At 73.6% G+C, this 16,956-nt stretch carries 14 protein-coding genes; 7 read left to right on the forward strand and 7 right to left on the reverse strand.

All coding sequences use genetic code 11. The features are described from left to right. Positions 1-56: 56 nt before the first annotated feature. Genes EDF20_RS15110 through purM form a run of 4 tightly spaced genes read right to left on the reverse strand, consistent with a single transcriptional unit; the run spans position 57 to position 5,875 of the window. On the reverse strand, positions 57-1,694 hold the full coding sequence (locus EDF20_RS15110) for a hypothetical protein (RefSeq protein WP_133739261.1): 1,638 nt from the start codon (positions 1,692-1,694) through the stop codon (positions 57-59). Then, positions 1,691-3,352 carry a tetratricopeptide repeat protein gene (locus tag EDF20_RS15115; protein ID WP_133739262.1) on the reverse strand — a complete coding sequence of 554 codons (1,662 nt, stop codon included), beginning with the start codon at positions 3,350-3,352 and terminating at the stop codon, positions 1,691-1,693. Before EDF20_RS15115 ends, EDF20_RS15110 begins: the two co-directional genes overlap by 4 nt. Then, the gene (locus EDF20_RS16110) at positions 3,349-4,695 is read right to left on the reverse strand and encodes an AAA family ATPase (RefSeq protein ID WP_166644849.1); all 1,347 of its coding nucleotides are present in this window, start codon (positions 4,693-4,695) and stop codon (positions 3,349-3,351) included. The genes EDF20_RS15115 and EDF20_RS16110 overlap by 4 nt, the downstream gene beginning before the upstream one ends. A gap of 55 nt (positions 4,696-4,750) precedes the next feature. Then, positions 4,751-5,875 (reverse strand): phosphoribosylformylglycinamidine cyclo-ligase, encoded by a 1,125-nt coding sequence (gene purM / locus EDF20_RS15125; protein ID WP_133739263.1) that lies wholly within the window; start codon positions 5,873-5,875, stop codon positions 4,751-4,753. Positions 5,876-5,946: 71 nt separating this feature from the next. On the opposite strand from purM, the gene purF reads away from it, so the two are divergent. The 3 genes from purF (at position 5,947) to EDF20_RS15140 (ending at position 9,944) form a co-directional block, all read left to right on the forward strand. Beyond that, positions 5,947-7,407, forward strand: a complete 1,461-nt coding sequence (gene purF, locus EDF20_RS15130; protein WP_133739264.1) for an amidophosphoribosyltransferase — start codon at positions 5,947-5,949, stop codon at positions 7,405-7,407. Between the two features lie 81 nt (positions 7,408-7,488). After that, a complete protein-coding gene (locus EDF20_RS15135) occupies positions 7,489-8,388 on the forward strand; it encodes an ABC transporter ATP-binding protein (RefSeq protein WP_133739265.1) in 900 nt (299 codons plus the stop codon). After that, a complete protein-coding gene (locus tag EDF20_RS15140; RefSeq protein ID WP_208292673.1) occupies positions 8,370-9,944 on the forward strand; it encodes a transporter in 1,575 nt (524 codons plus the stop codon). The genes EDF20_RS15135 and EDF20_RS15140 overlap by 19 nt, the downstream gene beginning before the upstream one ends. An 82-nt stretch (positions 9,945-10,026) precedes the next feature. Here the strand turns inward: EDF20_RS15140 and EDF20_RS15145 are convergent, their stop codons facing one another. Next, positions 10,027-10,521: a hypothetical protein gene (locus tag EDF20_RS15145; RefSeq protein WP_133739266.1), complete on the reverse strand. Its 495-nt coding sequence runs from the start codon at positions 10,519-10,521 to the stop codon at positions 10,027-10,029. Between the two features lie 232 nt (positions 10,522-10,753). Next, positions 10,754-11,134 carry a sterol carrier family protein gene (locus tag EDF20_RS15150; protein ID WP_123548763.1) on the reverse strand — a complete coding sequence of 127 codons (381 nt, stop codon included), beginning with the start codon at positions 11,132-11,134 and terminating at the stop codon, positions 10,754-10,756. A gap of 71 nt (positions 11,135-11,205) precedes the next feature. On the opposite strand from EDF20_RS15150, the gene purD reads away from it, so the two are divergent. The 4 genes from purD (at position 11,206) to EDF20_RS15170 (ending at position 15,351) form a co-directional block, all read left to right on the forward strand. Next, positions 11,206-12,474 carry a phosphoribosylamine--glycine ligase gene (gene purD, locus EDF20_RS15155; RefSeq protein WP_133739267.1) on the forward strand — a complete coding sequence of 423 codons (1,269 nt, stop codon included), beginning with the start codon at positions 11,206-11,208 and terminating at the stop codon, positions 12,472-12,474. Next, complete coding sequence (locus tag EDF20_RS15160) at positions 12,471-13,436, forward strand: phosphoribosylaminoimidazolesuccinocarboxamide synthase (protein ID WP_133739268.1); 966 nt, start codon at positions 12,471-12,473, stop codon at positions 13,434-13,436. Before purD ends, EDF20_RS15160 begins: the two co-directional genes overlap by 4 nt. Positions 13,437-13,818: 382 nt before the next feature. Continuing rightward, positions 13,819-14,664 (forward strand): VOC family protein, encoded by an 846-nt coding sequence (locus EDF20_RS15165; protein ID WP_123548855.1) that lies wholly within the window; start codon positions 13,819-13,821, stop codon positions 14,662-14,664. A 39-nt stretch (positions 14,665-14,703) separates the two neighbouring features. After that, the gene (locus EDF20_RS15170; protein ID WP_133739269.1) at positions 14,704-15,351 is read left to right on the forward strand and encodes a GNAT family N-acetyltransferase; all 648 of its coding nucleotides are present in this window, start codon (positions 14,704-14,706) and stop codon (positions 15,349-15,351) included. Positions 15,352-15,449: 98 nt separating this feature from the next. Here the strand turns inward: EDF20_RS15170 and EDF20_RS15175 are convergent, their stop codons facing one another. Next, positions 15,450-16,952, reverse strand: coding sequence for a catalase (locus tag EDF20_RS15175; protein WP_133739270.1), 1,503 nt, complete (start codon positions 16,950-16,952; stop codon positions 15,450-15,452). Between the last annotated feature and the right edge of the window lie 4 nt (positions 16,953-16,956).

The following is a 16,956-nucleotide window of genomic DNA, read 5'->3' on the forward strand; positions in this document are numbered from 1 at the left end:
TCCGTGCCGACGTCGTCGTCGACTCCGCCCCGGAGGGCGTCTGCTGAGGATACGCCTCACGGACCGACAGTCGCCTCCCCGTCCCCGTCCCCGGGCAGGTCGAACGTGAAGTCGGGCACCTCGATGGTCGGCACCGCCGTCGGTGCGCGCGGGGGCTCCGAGCCGAAGTCGGGCATCCTCCCTGGGCCCGCGTCCTGCTCCTGCCGCTCGCGCTCCTCACGCTCCTCCCGTCGTTCCTGCTGCTGTCGACGCAGGGCGTCGCGCGCCTCCGGCCCGCCCGGCGCCCCCACCCAGGTGAGCCCGCCCGGCCGCTCGGCCGCGCCTCCGGAGACCACCTCGGCGACGGGCCCGCCGAGGCCCAGCAGCAGGGCGAGCACGACGGCCCCCGCCGACAGGCGTCGGAGCCCGACCGGGCCTGCGTCGTGACGCACCGCGACCAGCAGCGCGCCGGCCAGCGGGGCCGCGAGCGAGAGGCACGCGGCGGCCGCGACGAGCGGGTTCGCGACGAGCCCCGCCGCCCACAGCACGCCGACGACGAGGACGAGCCCTGCCCTCACGGCCACCACCGCGACGTCTGCCGCCCCCGGGCGCTGGTCGGTGTCGTCGGCGCCCTCGACCGACGACCGCTCGGCCGTCACCAGGCGCGCGGTCACCACGGCGCCCCCGACGGCCGAGGCGACGGACGCGAGGAGGACCAGGGCCACGCCCGGCAGCCCCTCGCCGTCACCCGTGCCGAGCGCCAGGATCCCGGCGGCCGCGGCCGGAGGCGCCACGACGTCGGCGACCGTCTGCAGCCGACCTCCGCGGTCGGACCAGAGCACCCGCCTCACGAACGACCGCGGCACCTCGGCCAGCACCGCGCGCAGCACGCGCAGGGCACCCCACACCAGGAAGACCAGTGGCGCCAGCAAGCCCAGGATGCCGGGGCTGACGGGCAGCCACACGGCTCCCAGCAGGGCCACGGTGGACACCGTCGGCGCGACGACGGCCGGTCGGTGGACGGCCCGGCGCACCGCCGCCTCCAGCCGCAGTCGCGTGGCGTCGTCGAGCGGGCTCAGCGCGGCGGCGGACCGCAACAGCCCTGCGGATGTGCCCGCCTCTGTGGTCGAGAGGCCGGCCAGCAGGACGAGGGCGTCCGGCTCGTGCGGGTCGAGGGCGAGGGCCCGGCGCAGGTGGGTCTCCGCGTTCGCCGGGTCGTCGACCCGGTCGAGCACGCCCGCGACGACGTGCGCGAGGGGCAGGTCGGGCGCGAGCCGGAGCGCCTCCTCCACCGACGGCCGTGCCCGGTCGCGGTCCGCTCGTGTGGCCGTGGCGTCGTACCCGGCCGCCAGCCCCACGATGAGGTGCGCCCGGGTGGAGTCCGGATCGAGGCGCAGGGCCACCCGGGCCGTCTCGGCCGCCCGCCGGATGCCGTCCCCGGGCATCTTCAGCTGCACGCGGGCGAGGGCCACCAGCGGCTCCGCCGACTCCGGCAGCACGGCCACCGCCTCGCGGGCCGTCGCCTGCGCCTCTTCGAGCGACCCGTCCGCCGCGAGCGCGTCGGTCAGGGCCAGCAGGAGGCGCGGGTCGCCGGGCGCTCCGGCGAGCGCCGCACGCAGCAGGCCCACCGCGCGCCCCGGTCCGCTCGTCACGGTCGCGACCTGCGCCTCCCGCACCGCCTTCTCGACGGGGTCGACGCCCTCGGGGCCGCTCACCGCGCGGCCTCCTGCCCGTCGGAGCTGCCGGACGGCCCCGTGCCAGGCTCTGCAGTCGGCACGACGGTCGGCTCGAGCGTCGGCATCTCGAACGTCGGCATCTCGAACGTGGGCAGCGGCCGAGGCACGAGCTCACCAGGGCGGGGGCCCTCGTCCTCGTCGGCGGAGTACTCGGGCAGCAGCGCCGTGAGCACCTCACCGCCCGGCACCGAAGCCAGCCACGGCGGCGCGAAGCCCCGTTCCGAGATCTCGGCTGCCGACGACCCGAACGGCACCAGCAGGCTCGCGACCACCACCGCGACGGAGGCCGCGAGGGCCAGCCGGGGAGCGACGGCGGCGCGGCGCGGTCCGCGCGGGCCCGCAGTGAACGGAGCCCGGCGGAGCTGACGGAGGCGCGCCACGGGGAACGGCAGGAAGGCCAGCGCCGAGAGCAGGGCCGTGTAGCCGAGGGCGTTGCCGCTCACGAGCCCGTCCCCGGTCCAGGCGAGCACCAGCACGACGAGGTAGAGCACGACGAACCCGAGGGCGACCGGCAGCGCGCGACGCCAGAGGCCGGCCCACTGCGTCTCCTCCAGCTGCACCTTCAGCGCGCGCGGGACGGGGCCGGCCTCGTCGCGCTCGACGGTCCCCCGGCGTGCGGCACCGCTGAGGAGCACCGCCACCGCGAGCACGAAGACGCCGGGGCTCAGCACGCCCTCCGCCGCGACGACCAGGACGAGGCCGAGCGCGGCGACGACCGGTGCGGCGAGGTTCAGCAGCGTGATCCGGCGTCGCAGGCCGGGGGCGAGGACCACCCGACGCGTGAAGCTCGACGGGACGTCCTTGCCCACGTCGCGGGCGAGCAGCGCCAGCCGCAGCACCGCCGCGGCCAGGGCGACGAGCCCGAGCGCGGCGACGAGGCTCATCGGCAGCACGACGCCGGCGGCCGTCGCGGACACGCTCGCGACGACGGCCAGCAGGCCCAGGCGGTGCACGCCGTCGTGCACGACCGAGGTGAGCACCTGGGTCGCCCTCGGGTGGCCGGGGTCCGCGGCCAGCACCGACCGGGCGAGCGACACTCGACGGGCCGGGGACGTCGTGCGGAGCGACGCGAGGAACAACACCGTCATGGCGTCGTCGGGCTTCACGGCCAGGGCGCGACGCAGCCAGCGCTCGGCGGCCACGGGGTCGGCCTCCATCTCGATCCACCCGGACGAGAGCAGGGCGATGAACGACGAGGGATCGAGCTCGACCGCCCGTCGCGCGTGCTCCCGGGCCTGCTCGAGCCCTCCGCCGGGCTCCTCGGCCCCGAGCACCAAGGCCTCCGCGGCGACGGCGTGGGCGTCGACGGCAGCGGGGCCGGTGGGGTCGGCCTCGAGGAGACGGTCGGTCACCCGGGCGACCTCGTCCCACCGCTGGAGGTCGAACAGCACCCGCGCCAGCTCGATCTGGCACTCGGCGGGGCCCTCGAGCGCCACGGCTCGCCGGGCGACGCCCTCGGCCGCCGCCGACCGCCCGCTCAGGCGGAGCACGACGGACAGCGTGGTCAGCATCCCCGGGTCGTCGGGGGCCGTGCGCAGGCCCTCGCGGACAGCGCTCTCGGCGTCCGACCAGCGCCGGGTCGCGATGAGCCGGGTCGCCTCGGCGAGCACCAGCTCGCGCGGCACAGCCTGGGTCACAGCATCTTCCGCGAGCGGAGGTACTCCTTCAGGTCGTCGTAGCGACCGCTCTCGTTGGCGAACTCGACCACGTTGCGCGACGACTCGAGCCACGGCGTGGTCGACGACTTGACACCCCTCATCGCCTCGACCACGTGGGGCATGCCGATCGGCGCGACCTGGCCGCTGCGGATCGACTCGTTCATGGCGATCTCGGCGGCGGTGTCGCAGATGAAGGCGAGGTCCGCGCCGCTGAAGCCCTCCGTCCGGTCGACCACCCAGCCGAGGTCGATCCCCGCGATGGGCCGCTTCGAGAGGTGGTGCCGCAGGATCGCGTCCCGGGCCGGCTCGTCCGGGGGCAGCACGAGCAGCGTGCGGTCGAAGCGGCCGGGCCGGAGGAACGCCTCGTCGACGTCCCACGGGTGGTTGGTGGCGGCGAGCACGAAGAGGCCCTCGTTCTGCGTCGAGACCCCGTCGAACTCGAGCAGCAGCTGGTTCACGACCGACTTGAGCCAGGCGGCGCCGCCCAGGTTCGACCGCTTTCCCGCGACGGCGTCGAGCTCGTCGATGAACAGCACCGTCGGCGAGAGCTCGCGGGCCTTGGTGAAGACGGCCCGGACGTTCTTCTCGCTCTCGCCCATGAACGACGAGAGGATGTCGGCCATGCTCACGGTGAGGAACCGCGCGCCGAGCTCGCCCGCGACGGCGCGGGCGATGAAGGTCTTGCCGCAGCCGGGAGGGCCGTAGAGCAGCAGTCCCCCTCGCAGGCTCTTGCCGAACGCGGCGGCGATCTCCGGGTGCTTCATCGGCTCGAGGAAGCTGTCGTTGAGGCGTTTCTTGACCTCGTCGAGGCCGCCCACGTCGGCGAGCGTCACCCGCGTGCCGCCCGGGTTGAGGATCGCGACGTCCTCCTCGGCCGTCGTGTAGACGACGCCGTCCTCGGTCGTGACGAAGGGCGCGGGAACTACGCCGCCGATCTGCTCCTCGAAGAGCGACCAGTCGACGCCGTCGTCGTCCTCGGTGCCGTCGGCGCCGGGCCCCGGAGCGCCCGCGGCGCCCTGCGGACCGGCCGCGTGCCGCGGGGCGGCCGGTGCCCCCGACGACGACGCGGACGGGACCTGCTCGGCGGTCGTGGCGGGCGCCTCCGTGACGGGGGCCGCCCCGAGGGACGAGGTCGCCTGCGTGATCAGGGCGAGCGCGGCCGGGTGGCCGGGCACCTGCTCGAGCACCTTGCCCAGGTGGCCGAACGACTCGGCTCCCCTGCCGGTGGCGATGAGCGCCCCGGCCAGCGCGAGGCGCGGCCCCACGGCCCCCGGATCGGCCTGCACCTCGGCCTCGTACTGCGCGATGACGTCGTCAGCCACGGTGTCCCCCCTCGTCGTGTGACATCAGCGTAGGCCGCGGGTCAGCGGCGGACCACTAGGCCCGGAAGCTGCCGACCAGGCGCACGGACCCGCCGTCGACGCCCTTGGCGCCCTGCTCGAACCCGGTCAGGTCGCGGGCCGCGGTCGAGACCGTGCCGACCTGCCACGTCGCGATGCCGTCGGCGACGAGGGCCGCGGTCACGGCGTCGGCCGAGGTGGCGTCGACGACGGCGATCATGCCGATGCCGAGGTTCCAGGTGCCCTCGCTCGACTCGAGCGTCGAGCCCGCGAGGTCGCTCAGCACGCGGAAGACGGGGTCGGGCGACCAGGTGCCCCGGTCGACCTCGGTCGACGAGCCGAGCGGGAGGACGCGGGCGAGGTTCGCCGCGATGCCGCCGCCGGTGACGTGGCTGAGCGAGTGGACCGCCCCGGCGAGCGCCGGGTCGTCGAGCACGCGCAGCAGCGGCGACGTGTAGAGGCGGGTCGGCTCGAGCAGGGCCTCGCCGATCGTGCCCGACAGCTCGGGGAGAGTGTCCTCGTAGCCGAGGTCGGCCGACCGCAGGACGTGGCGGACGAGCGAGAAGCCGTTCGAGTGCAGCCCGGACGACGCCAGGGCGAGCACGACGTCGCCGTCGCGGACGAGGTGCGAGCCGAGCTGCTGGCCGGCCTCGACCGCGCCGACAGCGGCACCGGCGACGTCGTAGTCGTCCGGGCCGAGCAGGCCGGGGTGCTCCGCCGTCTCGCCGCCGACCAGGGCCGTGCCCGTGGCGCTGCAGGCTCGCGCGATGCCCTCGACGATGGAGGCGATGCGTGCCGGGACGACCCGGCCGCACGCGATGTAGTCGGTCATCATCAGCGGACGCGCCCCGACCACGACGATGTCGTCGACGACCATGCCGACCAGGTCCTGCCCGATGGTGTCGTGCTTGTCGAGGGCCTGCGCGATGGCGACCTTGGTGCCGACGCCGTCGGTCGAGGTGGCCAGCAGCGGACGCTCGAACGACTTGAGGAACGACACGTCGAACATGCCCGCGAAGCCGCCGAAGCCGCCGACCACACCGGGCCCGTGGGTGGCGCTGACCGCCGCCTTCATCAGCTCGACCGCGCGGTCGCCCGCGGCTGTGTCGACCCCCGCCGCGGCGTAGGAGGCGCTGGTCGAGGGGGCAGCGGGAGTCGCCATTCGTTCATCCGTTCGGTGTCGCTCTAGACTGACGCAGTAACCCCAACTCTACGGTCTGGAGCCAGATCCGCATGTGCGGCATCGTCGGTCTCGTCGCGCACGAGCCAGCTAATCAACTCGTCTACGACTCCCTCCTCCTGCTGCAGCACCGCGGCCAGGACTCGACCGGCATCGCGACCGCCGAGCGCGGCATCTTCCACGTGCACAAGACCAAGGGGCAGGTCCGCGAGGGCTTCCGCACGCGCGACATGCGCGGCCTCCTCGGCACGATGGGCCTCGGCCACGTGCGCTACGCCACCAAGGGCGCGGCGACCAACGAGCAAGAGGCCCAGCCGTTCTACGTGAACGCGCCCTACGGCATCGTGCTCGTGCACAACGGCAACCTGACGAACACGCGCGAGCTCACGAGCGAGCTGTTCCACGTCGACCGTCGTCACCTCAACACGAACAGCGACACCGAGCTGCTCGTCAACGTGCTGGCGCACGAGCTGCAAGAACAGGTCAACGGCACCGACCTCGACCCCGAGCAGATCTTCGCCGCCGTGGCCCGCGTGCACGAGCGCGTCGAGGGCTCGTACGCGGCCATCGCGATGATCGCCGGCCACGGGCTGCTCGCGTTCCGCGACCCGTTCGGCATCCGTCCGCTCGTGCTCGGCCGCCGCAAGGCCGCCGACGGGCAGCGCGACGAGTGGATCGTCGCGAGCGAGTCGCTCGTGCTCGAGTCGGGCGGCTACGAGATCGTCCGCGACGTCGCCCCCGGCGAGGCCGTCTTCGTCTCGCTCGACGGCGAGATGGTGTCGAAGCAGTGCCACGCTCGGCCGCGGCTGATCCCCTGCTCGTTCGAGTACGTCTACCTCGCGCGCCCCGACTCGGTCATGAACGGCATCTCGGTCTACGACGCGCGCCTCCGCCTCGGCGACCGCCTGGCCGACACGATCGCCCGGTACGCGCCGACGGGCGACATCGACGTCGTCATGCCGATCCCCGACTCGTCGCGCCCCGCCGCCATGCAGGTCGCGCAGAAGCTCGGCATCGAGTACCGCGAGGGCTTCTACAAGAACCGCTACGTCGGCCGCACCTTCATCATGCCCGGGCAGGCCGAGCGCAAGCGATCGGTGCGCCAGAAGCTCAACGCCATGTCGAGCGAGTTCAAGGGCAAGAACATCCTGATCGTCGACGACTCGATCGTCCGCGGCACCACCTCGCGCGAGATCGTCGAGATGGCGCGCGCCGCCGGGGCGAACGAGGTCACGTTCACCTCCGCCGCGCCTCCGGTGCGCTACCCGCACGTGTACGGCATCAACATGCCGTCGCGGCACGAGCTGGTCGCCCACGACCGCAAGATCCCCGAGATCGCGCGCGAGCTCGGCGCCGACCACCTGATCTACCAGGAGGTGGCGGACATGCAGGCCGCCATCATCGAGGGCAGCGACGTCACCGACCTCGAGATGAGCTGCTTCACGGGCGACTACGTGACGGGCACGGTCAGCCCCGAGTACCTCGCCTGGGTCGAGGCCAACCAGCTCAGCTGACCCGGCCGGCCGCCTCCCCTCACCCACCGGTCATCCGAGCGGCGGTGGTCCCCGTCGGCGGTGGTCAATAGGCTCGTGCGCATGAGCGACGACAGCTCCCTCCCCGACCACCCGGCCGCACCGACCCCAGCAGCATCGACCCCGGCAGCATCGACTCCGCCGCAGGCGGCCGCGCCCGTCCCCGACGTGCTCACGCCCGCCGAGCCCGTCTCCACGGGGCCCGGGGCGACCCCGGCCCTCCGCATCACGGGCCTGCGGAAGCGCTTCGGCGAGAAGATCGCCGTCGACGGCGTCGACCTCGAGGTGCCGGCCGGCTCGTTCTACGGCCTGGTCGGGCCGAACGGCGCCGGCAAGACGACGACCCTGTCGATGGCGACGGGCCTCCTCCGCCCCGACGCGGGCGGCATCGAGGTGCTCGGGCACGACGTCTGGCGCGACCCGACGCACGCGAAGTCGCTCGTCGGCGTGCTGAGCGACGGCATCGCCCTGTTCGACCGACTGACCGGCGAACAGCTGATCACGTACCACGGGCTCCTCAACGGCATCGACCGCGAGACCGTCGCCTCCCGGGTCGCCGACCTGCTCGACCTCCTCGACCTGCGCGAGGCCGCGGGCACGCTCGTCGTCGACTACAGCGCGGGCATGACCAAGAAGGCGGCGCTGGCCTGCGCCCTGGTGCACGCGCCGCGCCTCCTCGTGCTCGACGAGCCGTTCGAGTCGGTCGACCCGATCTCGGCGGCCAACATCCGCGACATCCTGCAGGGCTACGTGCGGGGCGGCGGCACGGTCATCGTGTCGAGCCACTCGATGGACCTCGTGCAGCGCATGTGCGACCACGTCGCCGTCGTGGCGGCCGGGCGGGTGCTCGCCGCCGGCACGACCGACGACGTGCGCGCCGGCTCCACCCTCGAAGACCGGTTCGTCGAGCTCGTCGGCGGCCGCCAGCACAACGAGGGGCCGTCGTGGTTGCGCACCTCCTGAGCCTCCGCTGGCGGGTGATGGGCAACGGCCTCAAGCGCAGCGTCTGGCAGGTCGTCGCCCTCGTCATCGGCGGGCTCTACGGCATCGGCATCCTCGTCGCGCTGGTCGTCGGGCTCGTCGCCCTGTCGTTCGCCCCGACCCAGTGGGCCTGGACGGCCGCGGTGCTCGTCGGCTCGGTCGCCGTGCTGGGCTGGGCGGTCGTGCCGCTGCTGGCCCGCGGTGTCGACCAGACCCTCAGCGTCGAGAAGCTGCGGTCGTTCCCGATCCCGGCCGACCGCCTCCTCGTCGCCCTGCTGGTCTGCGGCGTGCTCGGCATCCCCGGCATCGTCACCACGATCGCCGCCCTCGCGACGTCGCTGAGCTGGCTCCAGCACCCGCTCTCGGCCGTGATCGCCCCGATCAGCGGGCTCGTCGGGGTGCTCACCTGCGTCGCCGCGTCCCGGGTGCTCGAGTCGCTGACGAGCGCCCTGGCGTCGCGTCGGCGCTACCGCGAGGTGATGGGCGTCGTCGTGTTCGTGCCGGTCATCCTCGCCGGCCCGATCATCGGCGTCGCCGGCCAGGGCATCGGCTCGGCCGTCGACCAGCTGCCGCGCATCGCGACGGTCGCCGCGTGGACACCGCTCGGCGCCGCCTGGGCCGTGCCCGGCGAGCTCGCCCTCGGGCGGCCGCTGGAGGCGCTGGCCAAGGCGGCGATCGCGCTCGCGACCCTCGCCCTGTTGCTGCTCGCATGGCGTCGGGCCCTGGCGTCCGCCCTGATCGCGCCTCCCGTCGAGGAGCGTGCGGCGACCTCGAAGGGGCTCGGGCCGTTCCGCTGGTTCCCCGGCACGCCCACCGGGGCGGTCGCGGCCCGCGCCGCCGTCTACTGGCTGCGCGACCCGCGCTACGGCGGCTCGCTCGTCGTCGTCCCGCTGCTGCCCGTGCTCGCCGTGTTCCTCGCGTGGAGCGGCGGCAACACGTGGCTGCTCTACGCGATCGGGCCGGGCATCGCGGCCCTGCTCGCCGTGACCCTCTGCGCCGACGTCTCGTACGACGGCACCGCGTTCGCGGCGCACCTGTCGACGGGGGTCTCCGGCCGGGCCGACCGGGCGGGCCGCGTGCTCACGCTGTCGCTCTTCGCTGTGCCGATCGTGCTGCTCGCGACGATCCTGCCGCTCGCAGTTCTCGGCGCCTGGCAGGTGCTGCCCGCCCTGCTCGGCATGGGGCTGGGCGTGATGTTGACGGGCTTCGGCGCGTCGAGCGTGGCGTCGGCGAAGTTCCTCATGCCCGTGCCCGCCGCGGGCGAGAGCCCGTTCAAGTCGCCGCCCGGGGCGTCGGTCACCTCGACGCTCGGCATGTACGCGACGTGGCTCGTCTCGTTCGGCCTGGCGGTGCCCGAGCTCGCGCTCGGCATCGCGTCGCTCGTCACGGGGAGCCTGCTGCTCGGGGTGCTCGCCCTCGTCGTCGGGGTCGTGCTCGGGACGGTGCTGCTCGTGGTCGGCGTCGACCGGGGCGGCAAGCTGCTCGACGCCCGCGGGCCCGAGCTGCTCACGCGGCTGCGGGCGGCACGTGGGGCCTAGCGCGGGGCTCAGCGCGGGGCGTCCGGCCTAGCACGGGGCTCTGCGCGGAACGTCCCGTGCCACCCGCGCCGCGACTGACGCTCTACTCGAGCTCGCCCTCGACCGCAGGAGGCTCGGGGGCGTCCACGCGACGGCGCTCGGCCCGCAGGGTCTTCGCGCGACGGAGCGACACGCGGTCGACCACGATGGCGACGACGGCACCCACGGCGGCGCCGAACGTGAGCCCCCAGAGCGAGAAATAGCCGTAGGTCGAGGCCGGGCTGGTACCCGGGTCGAAGGGGAACAGCGACGTGAGGATCAGCGAGGCGAGCACGCCCAGCGCCCCGCCCATCAGCAGGAACGCGAACACCTTCGGGGCCCGGCGCACGGTGACCTCGTCGTCCGACGCGATCTCCTCCGCCTCGTCGGCCGGCTCTCCGATCGGCTCTCCGACCGACCCGCGGGGCGCGTCTGCGGCGGCATCGTCAGCCGCCTCGGCGGGGCGGCCGTGCTGCTCGGGCTCGACGACCGGCTGCTCCGTGGCGTCCGGTGAGACGGCCTCGTCGGGCCGCTGCGGTTCGTCGGGTACGTAGGTCACGCCTCCATTGTCCCAGAGCGAGTGCCGCGACACCGCCGCATGCCTCGACGTCGGAGCGTCTGCCCGGCCACGGATCGCCTCGAGCGACCCGACGTGCTCGTTCCTTCTGCCGAGGGCGGGCATTCCGGGTCGAGGGCGGGTTCGCGGCGACCCGCCCACGACCCGGAATACCCGCCCTCGAGCACAGCACGTGCAGGACGGCAGCGGTGCGCGGCGCTCAGTGCTCGGCGGCTCAGGCCCGCGGCAGCCGCACGGGCACGTACCCGCGAAGGTCGGCGCGGCTGCCCGACGCCGACACGAGGGCGCCGGCCACGGCCTCGTCCCAGCTCAGCGCCCCCGTGGCGAGCCGGATGAAGGTGGCCGGGTCGGTCTCGACGACGTTGGGCGGCGTGCCGCGCGTGTGGCTCAGCCCCTCACGGAACTGGACGGCGCCGAACGGCGGCACCCGCACCTCCACCGTGGCCCCCGGCTCGCCGTCGGCGAGCACCTGGAGCAGCCAGCGCACCGCGGTGGCGGTGACGGTCCGCGGTGCCGAGCCGTCCTCGGCGAGCGCGACCACCGCCTCCTGCACGGCTGCCGCGCCCGCCGCATCGTCGATCCTCGCCCTGGCCATGCCGTCACGCTACCCGCGCACGTGCCGCCCCCGCCGACTGCCGGGAGGCGCGGCTCGGTAGGATCCATCGGGTGCGCATACTCGTCCTCGGTTCCGGTGCTCGCGAGCACGCCATCATCACCGCGCTGCTGCGCGAAGACGCGGGGCACGAGATCGTCGCCGCCCCCGGCAACGCCGGCATCGCGGCTCAGGTCGAGGTCGTGCACCTCGACCCGTCGAACGGTTCGGTGGTGGCCGAGTACGCGCTCGAGAACGACGTCGAGCTGGTCGTGATCGGGCCCGAGGCCCCCCTCGTCGCCGGTGTCGCCGACGCGCTGCGCACCCGCGGCGTGCCGGTGTTCGGCCCCGGCAAGAAGGCCGCGGCGCTCGAGGGCAGCAAGACCTTCGCGAAGCGGATCATGGAGGAGGCGGGCGTCCCGACGGGACGCGCCACCCGTGTCGGGACCCTCGACGAGGCCGTCGCGGTGCTCGACGAATTCGGCAGCCCCCATGTCATCAAGGCCGACGGCCTCGCCGCGGGCAAGGGCGTGCTCGTCACCGAGAGCCGCGACGCCGCCGTCGAGCACACCACCTACTGGCTGCAGCACGGGCCGGTGCTCGTCGAGGAGTTCCTCGACGGGCCCGAGGTCTCGCTGTTCTTCCTCAGCGACGGGCACACGGTCGTGCCGCTGTCGCCCGCCCAGGACTACAAGCGCCTCCTCGACGGCGACGCCGGCCCCAACACCGGCGGCATGGGCGCCTACTCGCCGCTGCCGTGGCTCGCCGACCGCTTCGGCAGCGAGAAGGACTTCGTCGACGAGGTGCTCGACACCATCGCGACCCCGACGGTGCGCCAGCTCGAGTCGGAGGGCACGCCGTTCATCGGGCTGCTCTACGCGGGGCTGATCCTCACCGAGCAGGGCGTCCGCGTCATCGAGTTCAACGCCCGCTTCGGCGACCCCGAGACGCAGGTCGTGCTGCCGCGCCTGATCACGCCGCTGAGCGGCCTGCTGCTCGCCGCCGCGACCGGCTCGCTCGGCAACCACGAGGCGCCTCGCTTCGTGCCGACGCCCGCGGTCACGGTCGTGCTCGCGAGCGAGGGCTACCCCGAGGGCGCCGTCAGCGGCCGCCCCCTGACCGGCCTCGACGAGGCCACCGCCGTCGCCGGGGTGCACGTCGCCCACGCCGCGACCGCCCGGCTCGACGACCGCCTCATCGCCACCGGCGGCCGCGTGCTGAGCGTCGTCGCCGAGGGCGCCGACTTCGCCGAGGCCCGGGGACGCGCCTACGACGCGATGCTCCGCATCCGGCTCGAGGGCGGCCAGTACCGCCGCGACATCGCCGAGCGGGTCGCCCGATGACCGCCGAGGCGCCCGAGCTCGCCGGCTGGGTCCACGCCTACTCGGGCAAGGTCCGCGATCTGTACGTGCCGGCCCCCGTCGCAGGCTCGCACGACGACGCCGCCACGCTCGACGCTGCGGCCGCCCTGGACACCGCTGAGCACCTGCTCGTCGTCGCCAGCGACCGCGTCAGCGCCTACGACGTCGTGCTCGAGCCCGGCATCCCGGGCAAGGGCGCCCTGCTCACGCAGCTCAGCACGTGGTGGTTCGACCAGCTCGACGGGGTGCCGAACCACCTCGTCGACCCGACCACCGCCTCCGTGTCGGTGCCTGCTGCCGTGCGCGACCGCGCGATGCTCGTGAAGCCGCTCGACATGTACCCGGTCGAGTGCGTCGTGCGCGGCTACCTGGTGGGCAGCGGCTGGGCCGAGTACCGCGAGACCGGCCGGGTGTGCGGCATCGAGCTGCCGGCCGGCCTGCACGACGGCGACCGCCTGCCCGAGCCGATCTACACGCCCGCCTACAAGGCGCCGCTCGGCGAGCACGACGAGAACATCTCGTTCGAGCGCACCGTCGAGCTCGTCGGCGCCGACGTCGCGGCGGCGCTGCGCGACACGTCGCTCGAGATCTACCGCCGGGCCTCCGGCGTCGCGGAGGCGCGGGGCGTCGTCCTCGCCGACACCAAGTTCGAGTTCGGGGCCGACCGCTCCACCGGCGAGCTGACCCTCGGGGACGAGGTGCTCACCAGCGACAGCAGCCGCTTCTGGGACGCGGCGTCCGCCGCCGGGACCGCGGGGGCCGACTCGGGCTCGGGAGCTCCGGGCAGGGGCAGCCGCACGGACAGCTTCGACAAGCAGATCGTGCGCAACTGGCTCAGCGACAACTGGGACAGGACCGGCACCCCGCCTGCCCTGCCGCCCGAGATCGTCGAGCGCACGGCCGCCCGCTACCGCGAGCTGATCGAGCGCCTCACCGCCCGCTGACCTGCGGCCAGCGTGCCCGCGTGCCCGCGTGCCCGCGCCACGATGAACTGCGTTCCGAACCATGAACCGCGTTTTATCGCGGTTCATGGTTCGGAACGCGGTTCATGCCGACAGAGACAGGGTTGCGACAGAGGAATGCTCGGGCACTCACGAGGGTTCCAGTCGGTGACACGTCATCGACCGGCGTGGACCGAGACACGCGACCGCACGAGAACCGAGGGCCCCGATGACCGACACCAGCAGTCCCGACTCGACCCGCGCCTCCTCGGCTCCCGTCGCCGCCGAGGGCGCATCCGTCGTCGTCGACACGACCCGCGCCTCCTCGGCTGGTCAGAACGCAGCTGGCCGACTCGCCGCCGACCTGCTCGCCGCCGACACGGGCATGGGCGCGGTCACGCTCCGCGTGGCCGACCTCGACGCGATGACCGCGTACTACCGCGACGCCGTCACGCTCGCGGTGCTGAGCCACGACGCGGAGGCGGGCCGCAGCGTCCTCGGCCGCGGGGCGACGCCGATCGTGGTGCTCGAGCACGCGCCGGAGCTCCGGCACGCCGGCCCCCGCGAGGCAGGCCTGTTCCACACCGCGATCCTGTTCGAGACCGAGGCCGACCTCGCCGCCTCCGTGTACGGCGTCGCGAGCCGCCACCCCGGCAGCTTCACCGGCAGCGCCGACCACCTCGTCAGCAAGGCCTTCTACTTCACCGACCCCGAGGGCAACGGCGTCGAGCTCTACTGGGACCGCGACCGCACCGCCTGGTCGTGGACCCACGGCCAGGTCGACATGGCCACCCTCGCCCTCGACCCGAACGCGTTCCTGCAGCAGAACGTCACCGAGGAGGCGCTGGTCGCCACCGCCTCCCGCCCCGCCTCGGTCGGCCACGTGCACCTCAGCGTGGGAGACGTCGACAGCGCCCACCGGTTCTACGTCGAGCAGCTCGGCTTCGAGACGACGACGCGCTTCGGGCCGCAGGCGCTCTTCGTCAGCGCCGGCGGCTACCACCACCACATGGCGATGAACACGTGGCAGAGCGCCGGAGCAGGGAGGCGGCAGCTGGCCCTCGGCCTCGGACTCGTCCGCATCGAGGTGCCGGGCCTCGACGACCTGGGGGCCCTCGGCGAACGCCTGGCGCACCACGGCGTCGCCACCCGCGACGACGGCCGCGTGCTCGCCTTCGACGACCCGTGGCTGAACCAGATCGAGGTCACGGCCCGCGCGCTGGGCGCGTGACACCCGGCGCGCCGTACTTCTGGGGATAGCGTCGCAGGCATGCCCGATGCCGCACAGCACGCCTCCCCCGCCGCCCCCGCCTTCAGCACCGTCGCCGAGGGCGACCTCACGCTCGACGACCACGAGGCCATCGCGGCGATGCTCGCCCGCACCTTCGAGGCCTACGACCACTGGTACGCCGGGGCGCGCAGCTGGGCCGGCATGCAGCCGGAGCTCCGCGTCGTCGCCCGCGACGGGGACGTCGTCGTCGCGCACGCCGGGCTCCGCCGCCAGTTCGTGACGGTCGGCGAGACCGACCTGCTCGTCACCGCCGTCGGCATGGTCGCCGTCAGCCCGACCGCGCAGGGCACCGGCCTCGGCGGCGCGCTGCTGCGCCACGTCGACGCCGCGCTCGAGCGCCTCGGCAGCCGGTTCGGCCTGCTCGAGACCGGCGAGGCCGTGCAGGGCTTCTACCGCCGTGCCGGCTGGCTGCCGCTGGGCGACGCGAGCGAGGACGCAGTCACTGGCCACGCAGTCACTGGCCACGCAGTCACCGGCCACGCAGTCACTGGTCACTACACCGCCTTCTCGGCCGACGGGGCAGGCGTGCTCGTCAGCCAGGACGAGGGCTGGCTGATCCGCGAGGTCGGCGCGACCGCCGCCGAGTGGCCCGCCGGCGACATCCGCTGGAACGGCCAGATGGTCTAGGGCCCGACCGCACGCAGGAGGCGCGGTGCCCGACGAACGGGCACCGCGCCTCCTGCGGTCTGACGCGACCAGCGGTGCTGGTCAGCGGACGCCGACGGCTACGCGGGCACGCCCACGGTCGCCGGGTCCTCGTTCGAGCCGGGCGCCTCGGGCGAGACGCCGGCACGCACGCGCGAGCCGAGGATCGGGTCGACCGAGTTCCAGTACTGGAACACGCGCTCGAGCAGGTCGGGACGGGTGACCTTCGACACGTGGCCGACGATGTTGGCGACCAGGCGGTCACGCTGCTCGTCGTCCATCACGTCGCGGACGAGCGAGCCGGCCTGGCCGAAGTCGTCGTCCTCCGGGTGCAGCGTCGCGGCCGAGCGGACGAGCTCGCCGTCGCTCTCCCAGCCGGGGGTCTCGCCCGCGGCCTGCGGCGAACCCGCGGGACCGCCGACCGAGTTCGGCGCGTAGACCGGCACGGTGGCGTCGCTGAAGCTGTAGCGCGCGGCGCCGTCCTTCGAGTACGAGTGCACCTCGTTCTTCGGCGCGTTGACGGGCAGCTGCTGGTGGTTGACGCCCACGCGGTAGCGGTGCGCGTCGGCGTAGCTGAAGATGCGCGCGAGCAGCATCTTGTCGGGGCTGGTCGCGATGCCGGGCACGAAGTTCGAGGGCGCGAACGCGGCCTGCTCGATCTGCGCGAAGTAGTTCTCCGGGTTGCGGTCCAGGGTCATCTTCCCGACCTCGATCAGCGGGTAGTCGCTGTGCGGCCAGACCTTCGTCAGGTCGAACGGGTTGAAGCGGTAGCTCGCGGCGTCGGCGTAGGGCATGACCTGCACGGACATCGTCCAGGTCGGGAACTCCTCGCGCTCGATCGCGGCGGACAGGTCGCGGATGTGGAAGTCCGCGTCCTCGCCGGCGATGCGGTCGGCGTCGGCCTGCGTGAGGATCTCGTTGCCCTGGTCGGACTTGAAGTGGTACTTGACCCACGAGCGCTCGCCCGCGGCGTTGATCCACTGGTAGGTGTGCGAGCCGAAGCCGTCCATCATGCGCCACGACGCGGGCAGGCCGCGGTCGCCCATCAGCCAGGTCACCTGGTGGGCCGACTCGGGCGAGAGGGTCCAGAAGTCCCACTGCATGTCGTGGTCGCGCAGGTGCGAGCCGGGCAGGCGCTTCTGCGAGTGGATGAAGTCGGGGAACTTGATGCCGTCGCGGATGAAGAAGACGGGCGTGTTGTTGCCGACGAGGTCGTAGTTGCCCTCGCTCGTGTAGAACTTCAGCGCGAAGCCGCGGGGATCGCGCCAGGTGTCGGGGCTGCCCTGCTCGCCGGCGACGGTCGAGAAGCGGGCGAGCATCTCGGTCTCGACGCCGGGCTGGAACAGCGCCGCGCGGGTGTACTGCGAGACGTCGCCGGTGGTGACGAACGTGCCGAAGGCGCCGCCGCCCTTGGCGTGCACGATGCGCTCCGGCACCTTCTCGCGGTTGAAGTTGGCGAGCTTCTCGACCAGCGCGTGGTCGTGCAGCACGATGGGTCCGTCGGCCCCGACGCTCTGCGAGTGCTCGTCGCTGGCGATCGGCGCGCCGTTGTCGGTGGTCGTGATCGGTGTCGTGTCGGTCATGACT

The organism is Frigoribacterium sp. PhB116 (assembly GCF_004364285.1).
Taxonomy (GTDB): domain Bacteria; phylum Actinomycetota; class Actinomycetes; order Actinomycetales; family Microbacteriaceae; genus Frigoribacterium.

Bases quoted from the DNA above. Each gene is read 5' to 3' on its own strand.
- purM (WP_133739263.1), bottom strand. From the start codon at position 5,875: ATGGCGACTCCCGCTGCCCCCTCGACCAGCGCCTCCTACGCCGCGGCG.
- purF (WP_133739264.1), top strand. From the start codon at position 5,947: ATGTGCGGCATCGTCGGTCTCGTCGCGCACGAGCCAGCTAATCAACTC.
- EDF20_RS15135 (WP_133739265.1), top strand. From the start codon at position 7,489: ATGAGCGACGACAGCTCCCTCCCCGACCACCCGGCCGCACCGACCCCA.
- EDF20_RS15150 (WP_123548763.1), bottom strand. From the start codon at position 11,134: ATGGCCAGGGCGAGGATCGACGATGCGGCGGGCGCGGCAGCCGTGCAG.
- EDF20_RS15160 (WP_133739268.1), top strand. From the start codon at position 12,471: ATGACCGCCGAGGCGCCCGAGCTCGCCGGCTGGGTCCACGCCTACTCG.
- EDF20_RS15165 (WP_123548855.1), top strand. From the start codon at position 13,819: ATGGGCGCGGTCACGCTCCGCGTGGCCGACCTCGACGCGATGACCGCG.
- EDF20_RS15170 (WP_133739269.1), top strand. From the start codon at position 14,704: ATGCCCGATGCCGCACAGCACGCCTCCCCCGCCGCCCCCGCCTTCAGC.
- EDF20_RS15175 (WP_133739270.1), bottom strand. From the start codon at position 16,952: ATGACCGACACGACACCGATCACGACCACCGACAACGGCGCGCCGATC.